Annotated in this window: 17 protein-coding genes; 15 read left to right on the forward strand and 2 right to left on the reverse strand. The window is 62.9% G+C overall.

Annotated features, from left to right (window positions below; genetic code table 11):
- The first annotated feature begins 9 nt into the window (after window positions 1-9).
- Window positions 10-213, forward strand: coding sequence for a YdcH family protein (locus tag NKI08_RS08015; protein ID WP_023678480.1), 204 nt, complete (start codon window positions 10-12; stop codon window positions 211-213).
- A gap of 50 nt (window positions 214-263) precedes the next feature.
- On the opposite strand, the gene NKI08_RS08020 is transcribed toward NKI08_RS08015, so the two are convergent.
- Window positions 264-1,049: an IclR family transcriptional regulator gene (locus tag NKI08_RS08020; RefSeq protein WP_352768256.1), complete on the reverse strand. Its 786-nt coding sequence runs from the start codon at window positions 1,047-1,049 to the stop codon at window positions 264-266.
- A 292-nt stretch (window positions 1,050-1,341) separates the two neighbouring features.
- Between NKI08_RS08020 and NKI08_RS08025 the strand changes: the two genes are divergently transcribed.
- The 12 genes from NKI08_RS08025 (at window position 1,342) to NKI08_RS08080 (ending at window position 10,570) form a co-directional block, all read left to right on the forward strand.
- Entirely contained in the window at window positions 1,342-2,064 is a 723-nt protein-coding gene (locus NKI08_RS08025; RefSeq protein WP_502899567.1) for a transporter substrate-binding protein, read from the forward strand.
- A gap of 66 nt (window positions 2,065-2,130) precedes the next feature.
- Window positions 2,131-2,796 (forward strand): amino acid ABC transporter permease, encoded by a 666-nt coding sequence (locus NKI08_RS08030; RefSeq protein WP_023678477.1) that lies wholly within the window; start codon window positions 2,131-2,133, stop codon window positions 2,794-2,796.
- A 1-nt stretch (window position 2,797) separates the two neighbouring features.
- Window positions 2,798-3,448 (forward strand): amino acid ABC transporter permease, encoded by a 651-nt coding sequence (locus tag NKI08_RS08035; RefSeq protein ID WP_352589866.1) that lies wholly within the window; start codon window positions 2,798-2,800, stop codon window positions 3,446-3,448.
- A 4-nt stretch (window positions 3,449-3,452) separates the two neighbouring features.
- Window positions 3,453-4,247, forward strand: a complete 795-nt coding sequence (locus NKI08_RS08040; protein WP_023678475.1) for an amino acid ABC transporter ATP-binding protein — start codon at window positions 3,453-3,455, stop codon at window positions 4,245-4,247.
- Between the two features lie 34 nt (window positions 4,248-4,281).
- Entirely contained in the window at window positions 4,282-4,743 is a 462-nt protein-coding gene (locus NKI08_RS08045; protein ID WP_023678474.1) for a RidA family protein, read from the forward strand.
- A gap of 23 nt (window positions 4,744-4,766) precedes the next feature.
- Entirely contained in the window at window positions 4,767-5,972 is a 1,206-nt protein-coding gene (locus tag NKI08_RS08050) for an aminotransferase class V-fold PLP-dependent enzyme (RefSeq protein ID WP_352768259.1), read from the forward strand.
- Window positions 5,973-6,137: 165 nt separating this feature from the next.
- The gene (locus NKI08_RS08055) at window positions 6,138-7,085 is read left to right on the forward strand and encodes a metallophosphoesterase family protein (RefSeq protein ID WP_352768261.1); all 948 of its coding nucleotides are present in this window, start codon (window positions 6,138-6,140) and stop codon (window positions 7,083-7,085) included.
- A gap of 11 nt (window positions 7,086-7,096) precedes the next feature.
- Entirely contained in the window at window positions 7,097-7,444 is a 348-nt protein-coding gene (locus tag NKI08_RS08060; RefSeq protein ID WP_352747649.1) for a cupredoxin domain-containing protein, read from the forward strand.
- Between the two features lie 25 nt (window positions 7,445-7,469).
- On the forward strand, window positions 7,470-8,030 hold the full coding sequence (locus tag NKI08_RS08065; protein ID WP_502899568.1) for a sigma-70 family RNA polymerase sigma factor: 561 nt from the start codon (window positions 7,470-7,472) through the stop codon (window positions 8,028-8,030).
- Window positions 8,027-8,875: an anti-sigma factor family protein gene (locus NKI08_RS08070; protein ID WP_352768265.1), complete on the forward strand. Its 849-nt coding sequence runs from the start codon at window positions 8,027-8,029 to the stop codon at window positions 8,873-8,875. Before NKI08_RS08065 ends, NKI08_RS08070 begins: the two co-directional genes overlap by 4 nt.
- A 124-nt stretch (window positions 8,876-8,999) precedes the next feature.
- Window positions 9,000-9,497 carry a 5-(carboxyamino)imidazole ribonucleotide mutase gene (gene purE / locus NKI08_RS08075; protein ID WP_023678468.1) on the forward strand — a complete coding sequence of 166 codons (498 nt, stop codon included), beginning with the start codon at window positions 9,000-9,002 and terminating at the stop codon, window positions 9,495-9,497.
- Entirely contained in the window at window positions 9,494-10,570 is a 1,077-nt protein-coding gene (locus NKI08_RS08080) for a 5-(carboxyamino)imidazole ribonucleotide synthase (protein WP_352768268.1), read from the forward strand. Before purE ends, NKI08_RS08080 begins: the two co-directional genes overlap by 4 nt.
- 92 nt (window positions 10,571-10,662) lie before the next feature.
- Here NKI08_RS08080 and NKI08_RS08085 read toward each other — a convergent pair whose 3' ends face one another.
- A complete protein-coding gene (locus NKI08_RS08085; RefSeq protein WP_352471167.1) occupies window positions 10,663-11,085 on the reverse strand; it encodes a lysozyme inhibitor LprI family protein in 423 nt (140 codons plus the stop codon).
- 225 nt (window positions 11,086-11,310) lie between these two features.
- On the opposite strand from NKI08_RS08085, the gene ykgO reads away from it, so the two are divergent.
- Together ykgO and NKI08_RS08095 are read left to right on the forward strand one after the other, a co-directional pair.
- Window positions 11,311-11,436 carry a type B 50S ribosomal protein L36 gene (gene ykgO, locus NKI08_RS08090; protein ID WP_006327841.1) on the forward strand — a complete coding sequence of 42 codons (126 nt, stop codon included), beginning with the start codon at window positions 11,311-11,313 and terminating at the stop codon, window positions 11,434-11,436.
- Between the two features lie 93 nt (window positions 11,437-11,529).
- Window positions 11,530-12,129, forward strand: coding sequence for a tetratricopeptide repeat protein (locus NKI08_RS08095; protein WP_352768272.1), 600 nt, complete (start codon window positions 11,530-11,532; stop codon window positions 12,127-12,129).
- The last annotated feature ends 21 nt before the right edge of the window (window positions 12,130-12,150 follow it).

Raw genomic sequence — 12,150 nt, forward strand, 5'->3', positions numbered from 1 at the left:
ACGGTAAAAATGTCCGATCAGGAACAGGCAGATATCCGCCTCGAATATTCCCGGCTGAAGCAGGAACACGCCGATTTCGACGCGGCCATCAATGCGATGATCGCCATGAATTGCGACCCGCTGCAGATCCAGCGCATGAAGAAAAAGAAGCTTTTCCTGAAGGACAGGCTGATGGCGCTGGAAGACAAGATCATTCCAGACATTATTGCTTGAACGAACGCCATTGTTTGAACGAACGCCGGCGGGGCCTGCTGGAAAAGCGGTTATGCCGCGATCGAAAGCCGTGCGGCGCGCTCGCGCAACAACGCTATCAGGTTGTCGGTCTTTTCGGTCGAGGTATCGATCGGAACCACCAGGCACATCGTCGCCTCGACCCTGCCCGGCGCTGAAAAGACCGGCGCGGCCAGGCATTTCGTGTAGGCATCGACAAGGCCGGAGGTGACGCAGTAGCCGGCCGACTTGGCGACGGCGATGTCGTCTATGAAATCGTCGAGTTGCAATCTGCGGCCGTCCGGCAGCACGAGATCGTCCTCGGAGACCATATCCTCAATCGCTGCCCTGTCGAAGCCGGCGAGGAGCAGTCGCCCGGAAGCTGTCCAGGGGAGCGGTATTTGCAGACCGGTCGCCGAGCTGATCCGGAATGGCCTCGTCCCCGGGCTTGAATGGACGATGGTGTAGCGGCCGCTTTGCAGCATGCACAACTCCGAGGTCTCGCCGGTCTCGCGTGACAGATGGTCGACTTCCTGGCGCCCTCGCCTGAGCAGGTCGTTGCCCCGCACATAGTCCATTCCGTAGAGATAGAGCTTCTTTCCGAAATAGACCCGATTGCCGTCTCCGGCCATTTCCAGCAGGCCTGCGTCGACCAGCGAGCGCACAAGCGTATAAGTCGTCGAACGCGGCGCGTTTACCCCCTTGGCAAGATCGCCGATGCCGATCGCGCGCTGGGTCGCGTGAAGAAACTCCAAAATCTGGAGGACCCGGTTGAGGCCCTTCTCCCGAGAACCCGAGTTCTTGTCTTCGTCCAGACCGGCGTCCGGTCGAGCGGCCAAGGCATTACCTTCTTGCATTATCGATCCCTGATGTTAATCTGTCTTGTACAGAGTACAGGCGTCTCTTGTAAGGGACAATGATGTCAGTTGCAACCGATGCCTGTACTGCTGGTCCAAAGGGGAACTCAACACGAAAGGAGGTCGCCGTGAACGACACATCCAAAAGGCGTGAATTTCTGAAACTGGGAATGGCCGGGCTTGCAACGGCCGGAGTGATGAGCGCCGCTACCGCGGTCGACGTTCAGAAAGCGGCGGCCCAGGCCTGCTGCGCACCGTCCTCGAGCGCGGCAAGGTGATCGTCGGCACCGGCAGTACCAATGCGCCCTGGCATTTCGAGAACGACGCCGGCGAACTGGTGGGCATGGACATCACCATGGGTCGCATTCTCGCCAAGGGGCTTTTCGACGATCCGACCAAAGTGGAATTCGTCATGCAGGATCCGGCTCAGCGCATTCCGAACGTGACCACCAACAAGGTCGACATCACCATCCAGTTCATGACCATGACCGCCCAGCGCTCGCAGCTGATCCACTTCTCCCGACCCTACTACGTCGAAGGCATCGCCTTGCTGACCCTTCCGAACGCCGAAAACAAGACCTTCGACAAGCTGCTTGCCGGCGGTTCGGCGACGCGGATTTCCATCCTGCAAAATGTCGATGCCGAGGCTAACGTGCATATCGTCCTGCCGGAGTCGCAGGTGATGCAGATAGACACGCAGGCCAACGTGCTGCAGGCCCTGGAATCGAAGCGCGTCGACGCCGCCGCGGTCGACCTGTCAACGGTGCGCTGGCTCGCCTCGCGCAATCCGGACAAGTACTTCGATGCCGGCAAGAGCTGGTTCTCGATGCTTTATGGTGCCGCGCTGCGGCAGGGCGACCTCGACTGGCTGACCTTCGTCAACCAGACCTTCACCATCGCCATGTTCGGCCATGAAACGGCACTCTACGACGCTGCGTTCAAGGATTATTTCGGACAGGAGCCGCCGGCGCGCCATCCCGGTTTCCCGGTCATTTGATGCAAGCAGGCGGAAGGACAACGTCCTTCCGCCTTCTCTCATCACAGCCCTCCATGACGAGGACGCATGGGTTATACTCTCAACTTCAACCTTATCTGGCGGCATTTCGACAAGCTCTGGGGCGGACTGCTGTTAAGCCTCGAACTGGCCGTCATCTCGATCGCGATCGGCATCGTCATCGGGCTCGTTCTGGCGGTCTGGTACGTGTCGGCCGGACGTGCGGTGCGGACCATCATCGCGGGGTATGTCGAGTTCATCCGCAACGTGCCGCTGATCCTGCTCGTCTATCTGGTCTTCTACGGCTTGCCGACGGTGGTCGACATTGCCTACAGCGCGCAAACCTCATTCATTGCCACGCTGTCGCTCTACAGCGGCGCCTACCTGGTCGAGGTGTTTCGCTCGGGGCTCGAGGCGGTGCCGCGCGGTCAGCTCGACGCCGGCAAGGCAATCGGCCTGACACCATGGCAAAGGCTGCTCGATGTGCGCCTGCCGACGATGCTGCGCATAACCCTGCCGGCGCTTTCCAACACATTCATATCGCTCTTCAAGGATACGTCCGTGGCGTCGGTCATCTCGGTACCCGAACTCACCTATGGCGCCCAGTGGATCAACTTCAACACGTTCCGCATTGTCGAAGTCTATCTGGTGGTGACGGCAATGTACCTGTTGACCGGCTACACGCTGCTTTTCGCGCTGCGGCTCGTCGAGCGCCGGTTCAAGGCGGCGCGCTGACATGCTGAGCCAGATCATCTACGCCTTGCCGTTCCTCGCCGAAGGCTTTGCCGTAACCTTGTGGGTGTCGCTGCTGGTCGTGGTGTTATCGCTCATCGCCGGCGTGCTGATGGGCGTCGGCCTTGTCTATGGTCCTTTTCCGCTGCGCTGGGCAGTGCGCATTTTCAGCGACACCATACGCGGCATTCCGATCCTGGTGCTGATCTTCTTCGTCTATTACGGCCTGCCCGCGGTGGGGCTGCATCTGGAATCCTTTTGGGCGGCCGTGTTCGCCCTCACCCTCTTCAAGACCGCACAAGTCGTCGAGTATCTCAGGGGCGCCGTCGGCTCGATTCCCAAGGGTCAGTCCGAGGCGGCGATGGCGATCGGACTGACCTTTCGCCAGCGGCTGGCCTACGTCATTTTTCCGCAGGCGTTCAGGCGCTTCCTGCCACCCTGGATCAATGGCGTCACCGACGCGGTGAAGGGCAGCGCGCTGGTCTCGTTGCTCGGCATCACCGACCTCATGCAGGCAATCAACCAGGTCATCGGCCGCACCTATGAGGCGATGCCACTCTACATTCTCGGTGCGCTCGTCTACTTCGCCGTCAACTACGCCCTCTCCTTGGCCAGCCGGCGGCTGGAGCGGCGTTTCTCCTTCATCCGGGAATAGCACGATGTCCAACGCCTCGCACCAGAATCCGGCACTTCTCGATGTCACCGAGGTTTCCAAAGCCTTTGGATCCGTCGAGGTCCTGCGCTCCGTCAGCCTGCAAGTGACGCGCGGCGAGGTCGTGACTATCATCGGCCCCTCCGGCAGCGGCAAGACCACGCTACTGCGCTGCGTCAACTTCCTGGAGAGCTACGACAGCGGCTCGATCCGTATCGACGGCAAAGAAGTCGGCTATCGCGAGACGGGAACACGCCAGCGACGCAGCGAGCGCGACCTGGCGGCGATGCGAGCCGAGACCGGAATGGTGTTCCAGAGCTTCAATCTGTTTCCGCATTTGACTGCGGCCGGCAACATCATGCTTGGCCTGCGCAAGGTGCGCGGCAAGAGCAATGCCGAGGCCCGCACCATTGCCGAGCACTGGCTCGGCCGCGTAGGCCTCGCCCACAAAGCCGACAGTCTGCCGGCCGAGCTTTCCGGCGGCCAGCAGCAGCGCGTCGGCATCGCCCGCGCCGTGGCGATGGAGCCGAAGATATTGCTTCTCGACGAGATAACCTCGGCGCTCGACCCCGAACTGGTTGGCGAGGTGCTCGAGGTCGTGCGCAGCCTCGCCGAAGACGGCATGACGATGCTGATGGTCACGCATGAAATGGCTTTTGCGCGCGACGCATCGAGCCGCATCGTTTTCATGGCGGATGGCGGCGTCAGTGCCGTCGGACCACCCGCCGAGATTCTGGCGGCGGGGTTCGACAATGAACGCCTTCGCAGTTTCCTGGCGCGGTTTCGCGCCTCGCATTTTTGACATCGGACGGCGAAAGCTGTCGCAAGGAGCTTTTATGACGCCTTACATCCGGCTCGCGGAATTGGGCCTGACACTGCCCGAGCCGCCGAAGCCCATCGCCAACTTCGTCACCTATGCCGAGAGCGGACGGCTGATCTTCCTCTCCGGCCAGGGGCCGTTGCGCGCCGATGGCGCGCTCTGCACCGGCAAGGTCGGAGAGGATGTCAGCGTTGAAGAGGCCTACGGGCATGCGCGTCTGACCGGCCTGAACCTGCTCGCCGTCATGCATGCGGCGGCCGGCGACCTCGGCCGCATCGTGCGCGTCGTCAAGCTGCTTGGCTTTGTCAATGCGACGCCGACATTCAGCGAGCACCCCAAGGTGGTGAACGGCTGTTCCGATCTTTTCGCGGCCGTCTTTGATACGCTTGGCGGACATGCCCGTTCCGCGATCGGTGTCGGCTCGCTGCCGGGCAACATCACAGTTGAAATCGAGGCGGTCGTCGAGATCGCCGCCTGAAATCTTAAACAGGATCTACAGAGATGACGACCTATGCCGCTGACCGTTCCAACACGACAATCCGCGAACGGCTTGGCCTTCGCCCAATCATCAATGTCTCCGGCACGATGACGGCACTCGGTGCTTCGATCATCGTGCCAGAAGCGATTGCCGCAATGTCGGAAATCGCCTCGCAATGGGTCGAGATGGATGATCTGCAGCGCGCCGCAAGTAGGGTCATTGCACGCCTTACCGGCGGCGAGGCCGGCTTCATCACCGCATGCTGCGCCAGCGGCATAACAATGGCGATTGCCGGCGCGATGACCGGGACCAGCCTTCTTGCGATCGAGCGGCTGCCGGACGACACCGAGGGCCTCAAATCGGAGGTCATCGTTCAGCTTGGTCACATCGTCAATTACGGCGCGCCGATCGACCAGTCGATCCGGCTTGCCGGAGCCAAGGCAGTGCCTGCCGGCACGGTCAGCGTCACCCAGGATTATCATGTTGCCGAGGCGATCCGGGACCGGACGGCGGCAGCCCTCTACGTCGTTGCGCACCACACCGTGCAATACGGCATGCTCTCGCTTGAGGAGTTCTGTGAGATTTGCCACGCCAAGGGCGTGCCGGTGGTCGTCGACGCCGCCTCGGAATACGATTTGCGTGGCTTTCTGGCGCGCGGCGCCGACATTGTTGTCTACAGCGGGCACAAATTTCTCTCAGGGCCGACAAGCGGCATCGTTGCCGGCCGCAAGGATCTGGTACGGGCCGCCTATCTCCAGAACCGGGGCGTTGCGCGCGCCATGAAGGTCGGCAAGGAGAGCATTGCCGGCACTATGGCGGCCCTGGAAGCCTGGGAGCGGCGCGACCATGCCGGCATTCGCCAGCGGGAAGAAACCGCACTGCATCTGTGGCAAACCGCATTGCAGGGCCTGCCTGGTATCGAGGCCCGTATCATTCCAGATCCGACCGGAAATCCTCTCGACCGCCTGCAGGTGTTTGTTGCGCTGGAAAGCCGCTTCACCGCCGCCGGCCTCGCCTCGGCGCTTGCGGCGGGTTCGCCGCCCGTGATCGTGCGCAACCACGAGGTCGAGCGCGGTCACTTCTTCCTTGATCCGTGCAATCTCCATCCCGGCGAGGCGGAGATCGTTGCCGAACGCCTGCGAGCGGTGTTGAGTGCTGCCGATCGGCCCGCGGATGCGATGAAACCCGCTCGCAAGCAGTCCGCCGGAGCGCTGCGCTGGCCGGACTAGACATCGCAAGAGCGTGGTCGAGCCAGTGCCTTCCAGCGCCGGCTTCGCATCGGGCCAGTGCGCCATCACGGCAGTGTGAATGAACTTTTAGTCTTCGGGCGGAATAAACCACCCCGCCCATTGGTCTCCCAAACAGACGCCATTTCCGGCGTGCAGGAGACCGGTATGACCCACCACCACGACAATGAAGCTGACGGCATCAGCCGCCGTCATGCACTGGAATGCATGATCTGGGCCGGCACGGGAGTGCTGTGGACAATTTCGGCCGGCGTGCCGGTTTCGCTCACCCTGCTCGGTGCGTCGCAAGCCGCCGAGGCCTTGGCCACCGGCTTCACTTTCCTCCAGATCTCCGACAGCCACATCGGCTTCGACAAGGCTGCCAACCCGCACGCCATCGACACGCTGAAGGAGGCCATCGGCAAGATCCAGGCGTTGCCGCAAAAGCCGGCTTTCATGATCCACACCGGCGACATCACCCATTTGTCGAAAGCCGCGCAGTTCGACAACGCTGCCCAGATCATCGGCGGCGCAGGCTTCGACGTGCATTATGTGCCCGGTGAGCACGACCTGATCGATGACGGCAATGGCCAGGCCTATCTCGACCGCTACGGCAAGGGCACCAAGGGCGCTGGCTGGTATTCGTTCGACCAGAACGGCGTCCATTTCATCGGGCTGGTCAACGTCGTCAACCTGAAGGCTGGCGGGCTGGGCAATCTCGGCGCCGACCAGTTGGCATGGTTGGCCGATGATCTGAAGGCGGTCACCGCCTCGACGCCAATCGTCGTCTTTGCCCATATCCCGCTATGGGCTGTTTATCCCGAATGGGGCTGGGGCACCGACGACGCGGCGCAGGCCTTGGCCCTGCTCAAGCGCTTCGGCTCTGTCACCGTACTCAACGGCCATATCCACCAGATCATGCAGAAGGTCGAAGGCAACGTTACCTTTCATACCGCGCGCTCGACCGCTTTCCCGCAACCGGCGCCGGGCACCGCAGCCTCACCCGGGCCGATGACGGTACCTGCCGGCCAGTTGCGCAGCCTGCTCGGCACAAGCAGCGTGACAGTCACGCAAGGGGGGCAGGACCTCGCCATCATCGACAGCACGCTGGCCTGAGGGGAAATGCGATGATCCGCTTCCCATCCCGCGTCTTGGTCGTATCCCCTGTCACGTTCGGTTTGGCGGCGATCCTGACAATGGTTGCCATGCCACTGAACGCAGCAGACCAGCCAATGGTCAAGATCGAGAACTTTGCCTTCACACCGGCGGTGCTGACGGTAAAGCAGGGCACTACCGTGACCTTCGAGAATGACGACGACATCCCGCATCTGGTGGTCGCCAACGATGCCTCGTTTCGCTCCAAGGCGCTTGACACCGGTGACACATATGCCTTCACCTTCACCAAAGTGGGCGACTATGCATATTTCTGCGGGCTTCACCCGCACATGCAGGGCAGGATCACCGTCGCTCCGTGAGGATTTTCGGAAGGTTCTGCCCGGGATGCCGGGCGATGCGACGGTGTTGATCCAAGAGGCCGCGACCGAGCGCTTTCGCGCGGTGGTTCTGCCCCATCTCGCCGATGCGCTTGCGCTTGCCCGCTGGCTGACCGGCAACGCCGCCGACGCGGAGGATGTGGTGCAGGAGGCCTGTTTGAAGGCGCATGCGGGCATCGCCGGCTATGCCGGCGGCAATGCGCGCGCCTGGCTGCTGGCGATCGTGCGCAACGCCTCTTACTCCTGGCTGGCGCGCAACCGGCCGCGCAGTATCGTCGCCGTCGGCGACCTGAGCGACCTCGATGACATGACGGCTGCATATGGCGCCGGCCTGCCGGATACGGATAGTCCTGAGGCAAGCCTGATCGCCAAGGCCGACACGGCCGCACTCGAGGCGGCGATCGCCGCGCTGCCGCACCAATTTCGCGAGACTGTGGTGCTGCGCGACATCAACGGCCTCAGCTATCGCGAGATCGCGACGCTGCTTGGCGTGCCGCTAGGCACGGTGATGTCGCGGCTGGCGAGGGCGCGCGGTCTGCTGATATCCCAACTTGGGAGGGCGCCATGAGCGCGCACAACGATGGACTGCCCGATGACCCGGCGGGCGTGGAGCTGATGATCCACGCTCTGGTCGATGGCGAGCTCGACGCAGCAGCAGCATTGGCGGTCGAGCGGCGCATTGCCGCCGATCCGGCGCTCGCGGCCGAGCATGCCCGCATCGTGGCGCTGCAGTCCGCTGTCGGCAGGCTGGCGCTGCCACAGGTCAGCGACGCCCTCAATGCGCGCATCGCGGCGATCGGCGCGACTGGCGAGGCACAGGCTCGGCCGGCGCCGACGCGGCCGCCGCAAACCGTGCCAACCCACATGCGGCCAACCCAAACGCGGCCGGGCCGCTTCGGCGCGTTCGACTGGCGCGCAATGGCGGCATCGATCCTCGTCACCGCCGTGCTGGCCAGCGGTGCGACGCAATGGGTGATGCTGAGCAGGGCGCCCGACAGCTTTGCCGCCGCGGTCGCCAGCGGCCATCGCCGCAGCCTGCTGGCAGCCAGCCCCGTGGACGTCGTCTCGTCGGACCGGCACACGGTCAAACCCTGGCTGGATGGCAGGGTCGGCCTGTCGCCGCCGGCACCTGACCTTGCCAGTGACGGCTTCGCGTTGCTCGGCGGCCGGGTCGAGGTGATCGCCGACCAGCCAGTGCCGGCACTGGTCTACAGGCACCGCGAGCACCTGATCACTCTCGTCGCCGCGCCCGAGGAAACCGGCTCGACAGCCGGACCGGTCGATCTTTCTGCTGGTGGCTTCTCGCTGGTCCACTGGAGCGACAGCGCTTTTTCCTACTGGGCGATTTCCGATGTCGAACGGCCTGAACTTGACGACTTCGTCAACCGCTTCCGAGCAGCGGCCACCCGATGACAGACCGACCCTGTCCATGTGCGCAGCGACGGAGACGACACAAGCGGCTTTGCCGTTTCCGGCCATCCTTGCGGCTCCCCTCGATTTCAGCTAATGCGCGCTTTTGCCGCCGGAGAGCTGAAGCTTGGACGATCACCGCGCCGACGTCGCCATCATCATGGGCAGCCAGTCCGACTGGGCGACGATGCGCCACGCCGCCGAAACGCTTGAGGCGCTTGGAATTCCGCACAAGCGCCTGATCGTCTCGGCCCACCGCACGCCCGACCGGCTCTATGACTTCGCCAAGGGCGCCAAGGCGGCCGGCTACAAGGTGATCATCGCCGGTGCCGGCGGTGCGGCGCATCTGCCCGGCATGACGGCGGCGATGACGCCGCTGCCGGTGTTCGGCGTGCCGGTGGAATCAAAGACGCTGTCGGGCCAGGACTCGCTGCTATCAATCGTGCAGATGCCGGCCGGCATTCCGGTCGGCACTTTGGCCATCGGCAAGGCCGGCGCTGCCAATGCTGCCCTTCTGGCCGCCGCGGTGTTGGCGCTGAGCGACGAAAAGCTCGCCGCCCGGCTGGATAGCTGGCGCGCCGCGCAGACCGCCAAGGTGGCCGCCGAGCCCACGGACGCGCCGTGAGCCTGCCGGCGGGATCGAGCATCGGCATCATCGGCGGCGGCCAGCTTGGCCGCATGCTGGCGATGGCCGCGGCCCGCCTCGGCTACCGCATCGTCGTGCTGGAACCGCAGCCGGATTGCCCGGCGGCACAGGTTGCCAACCGGCAGATCGTCGCCGCCTATGACGACGCGGCCGCGCTTAGCGAGCTGGCTGCGGCCAGTGCCGTCGTTACTTATGAATTCGAGAACGTACCGGTCGCGGCCGCCGCGGCACTTGCCTCTACGGTGCCGGTCTATCCGCCGGCACGCGCACTGGAAGTGGCGCAGGACCGGCTGGCGGAAAAGAAATTCCTCAACGGCATCGGCATACCGACCGCGGATTTCAGCCCCGTCGACAATGACGAGGAACTGACGGCTGCGCTGAAACAGTTCAACGGCAGCGGAATATTGAAGACGCGCCGCATGGGCTATGACGGCAAGGGCCAGCGTGTCTTCCGCAACATGGAAACAGGCGGCTTTGCCGGCACTTGCGAGGCGATGGGCAACGTGCCGTTGATCCTGGAATCCTTCGTCACCTTCGAGCGCGAGATTTCGGTGATCGCCGCGCGCGGCAGCGACGGCTCGCTCGCCGCCTACGATCCAGCGTGGAATGTCCATCGCAACGGTATTCTTCACAGCTCGACGCTGCCGGGCGGAGTAAAATCCGAGACGGCGGCTGCGGCTCAAACGGCGGCGGCAGAGATCCTTGCAGCGCTCGACTATGTCGGCGTCATCGGCGTCGAATTCTTTGTCCTTGCCGACGGTTCGCTGTTGGCCAACGAGATAGCGCCGCGCGTCCACAATTCCGGCCACTGGACGGAGGCCGCCTGCACCATCTCGCAATTCGAGCAGCACATCCGCGCCGTCGCGGGCCTGCCGCTGGGAAATCCCGCCCGGCAGTTCGACTGCGTCATGGAAAACCTGATCGGCGACGATGTCAGGCGCGTTCCTGAGCTGCTCGCCGAGCCCGATCTGATGCTGCACCTCTATGCCAAGGCCGAGGCGCGGCCCGGCCGCAAGATGGGCCATTTTACGCGCGTCAGCCGCCGCAGCTAGAGCATGATCCCGAACCGAAGGTCCGCGCTAGCGAAAAGTGGAATCCGGATTTCGGAAAAGATCATGCTCAAACACAACGTTAGAACCTACGCTTACTGGATTTCGCCGCTCTCGTCCTCGTCGGGGCTGGCGCAGCTAACATCGCCTTCCGCGCAGGTCGAATCGGCGGTGAGCTGCTTGGTGCGATCGTCGGTCAGCCGCGTCAGGCATTCCGATATCAGCATCGGATAGATCGAGCCGCCTTCGCTGTCCGCGGCCGAATAGCTGCATTCCGCGTCGCGAAAAGCGATCCAGGCGCGCTGCGCCGTCTGCAACAGCTTCCTGGCTTTTGCGTCACTTCCGCCGATGATATCCTGGTAGGCCTTGTTGAGCTTGGCGTCGGCGGATTTGTAGTCCGCGTCGGCGCAGATGTTCATCATCTGCTGGCTGTCGTCGTTGCGATCGCATTCCTGCGCATAGGCAACAGAACCTGCCGCGAGGACGACAAGACAGGCGGACACAAGAATTCGGCGCATGACGATCTCCAATTCGCAACCGCATCATTCCAGCCGTCTCAAGCCTGCGCAACGCCAGTGACGGATATTTGATGATACGAAACGGTCCGTATCGTTTAGGCAACGCGCTTGCGGTTGACACGGGCAACGCTCCTCGTCTATGAGCCACGCACAGTTCAAAGGCGCGTCTGTGGGCGCGCCTTAATAATTCGGCCCGTGACCGGGCCCAGACCGACGGGCAAGACCATGAAAATCAAGAATTCGCTCAAGGCGTTGAAGGCGCGTCACCGCGACAACCAGCTGGTTCGTCGCAAGGGCCGCGTCTACATCATCAACAAGACCGCGCCGCGCTACAAGGCGCGCCAGGGTTGAGTTTCGACGGAGGCTGCGCGCCTCCGTTCGCATGATACGACTCTCACGCTAAATTCAGTTTGACGATCCGGCGTCGGGGGCTAGATTCCCGCGATGCGGATTCTTTTTGCATTTTTCACGGCCTTCCTCGTTTCCGGCGCTGTCTCGCTGCCGGCGTGGGCTGAAGATCCGACCACAACTCCGCCGGCAGCACCTCCGGTCGTCAAGACGAAACAGGCGCGGCTCGATCAGCTGTTTGCCGATCTCAAGCGCGAACGCAATGAAAAGGCGGCCGAGCGCATCGCCGGACGGATCGGCAGCGAGTGGTCCCAGTCGGGCAGCGCCTCCATCGACCTGATGATGCAATGGTCGCAGAAGGCGATCGAAAACCAGAAATTCGATGTTGCACTCGATTTCCTCGATCAGGTGGTGACTTTGCAGCCGACCTATGCGGAAGGCTGGAACCGCCGCGCCACTGTTCATTTCATGATGAAGAACTACGGAAAATCGATGGCGGACATCGACCGCACCCTGCAGCTCGAACCACGCCATTTCGGCGCGCTTTCGGGCCTGGCTCAGATCATGGCCGAAACCGGCCACAAGCAGTCGGCACTTGACGCCTGGCAGCGCGTGCTCGGCATCTACCCAATGATGCGCAGCGCCCAGGACCAGGTCGCCGCACTTTCCGAGGAGCTTGCCGGCGAAGGCATTTGAGACCAGTAAGGGAGTAGGGGA

The organism is Mesorhizobium sp. M0768 (genome assembly GCF_040320195.1).
Lineage (GTDB): Bacteria > Pseudomonadota > Alphaproteobacteria > Rhizobiales > Rhizobiaceae > Mesorhizobium.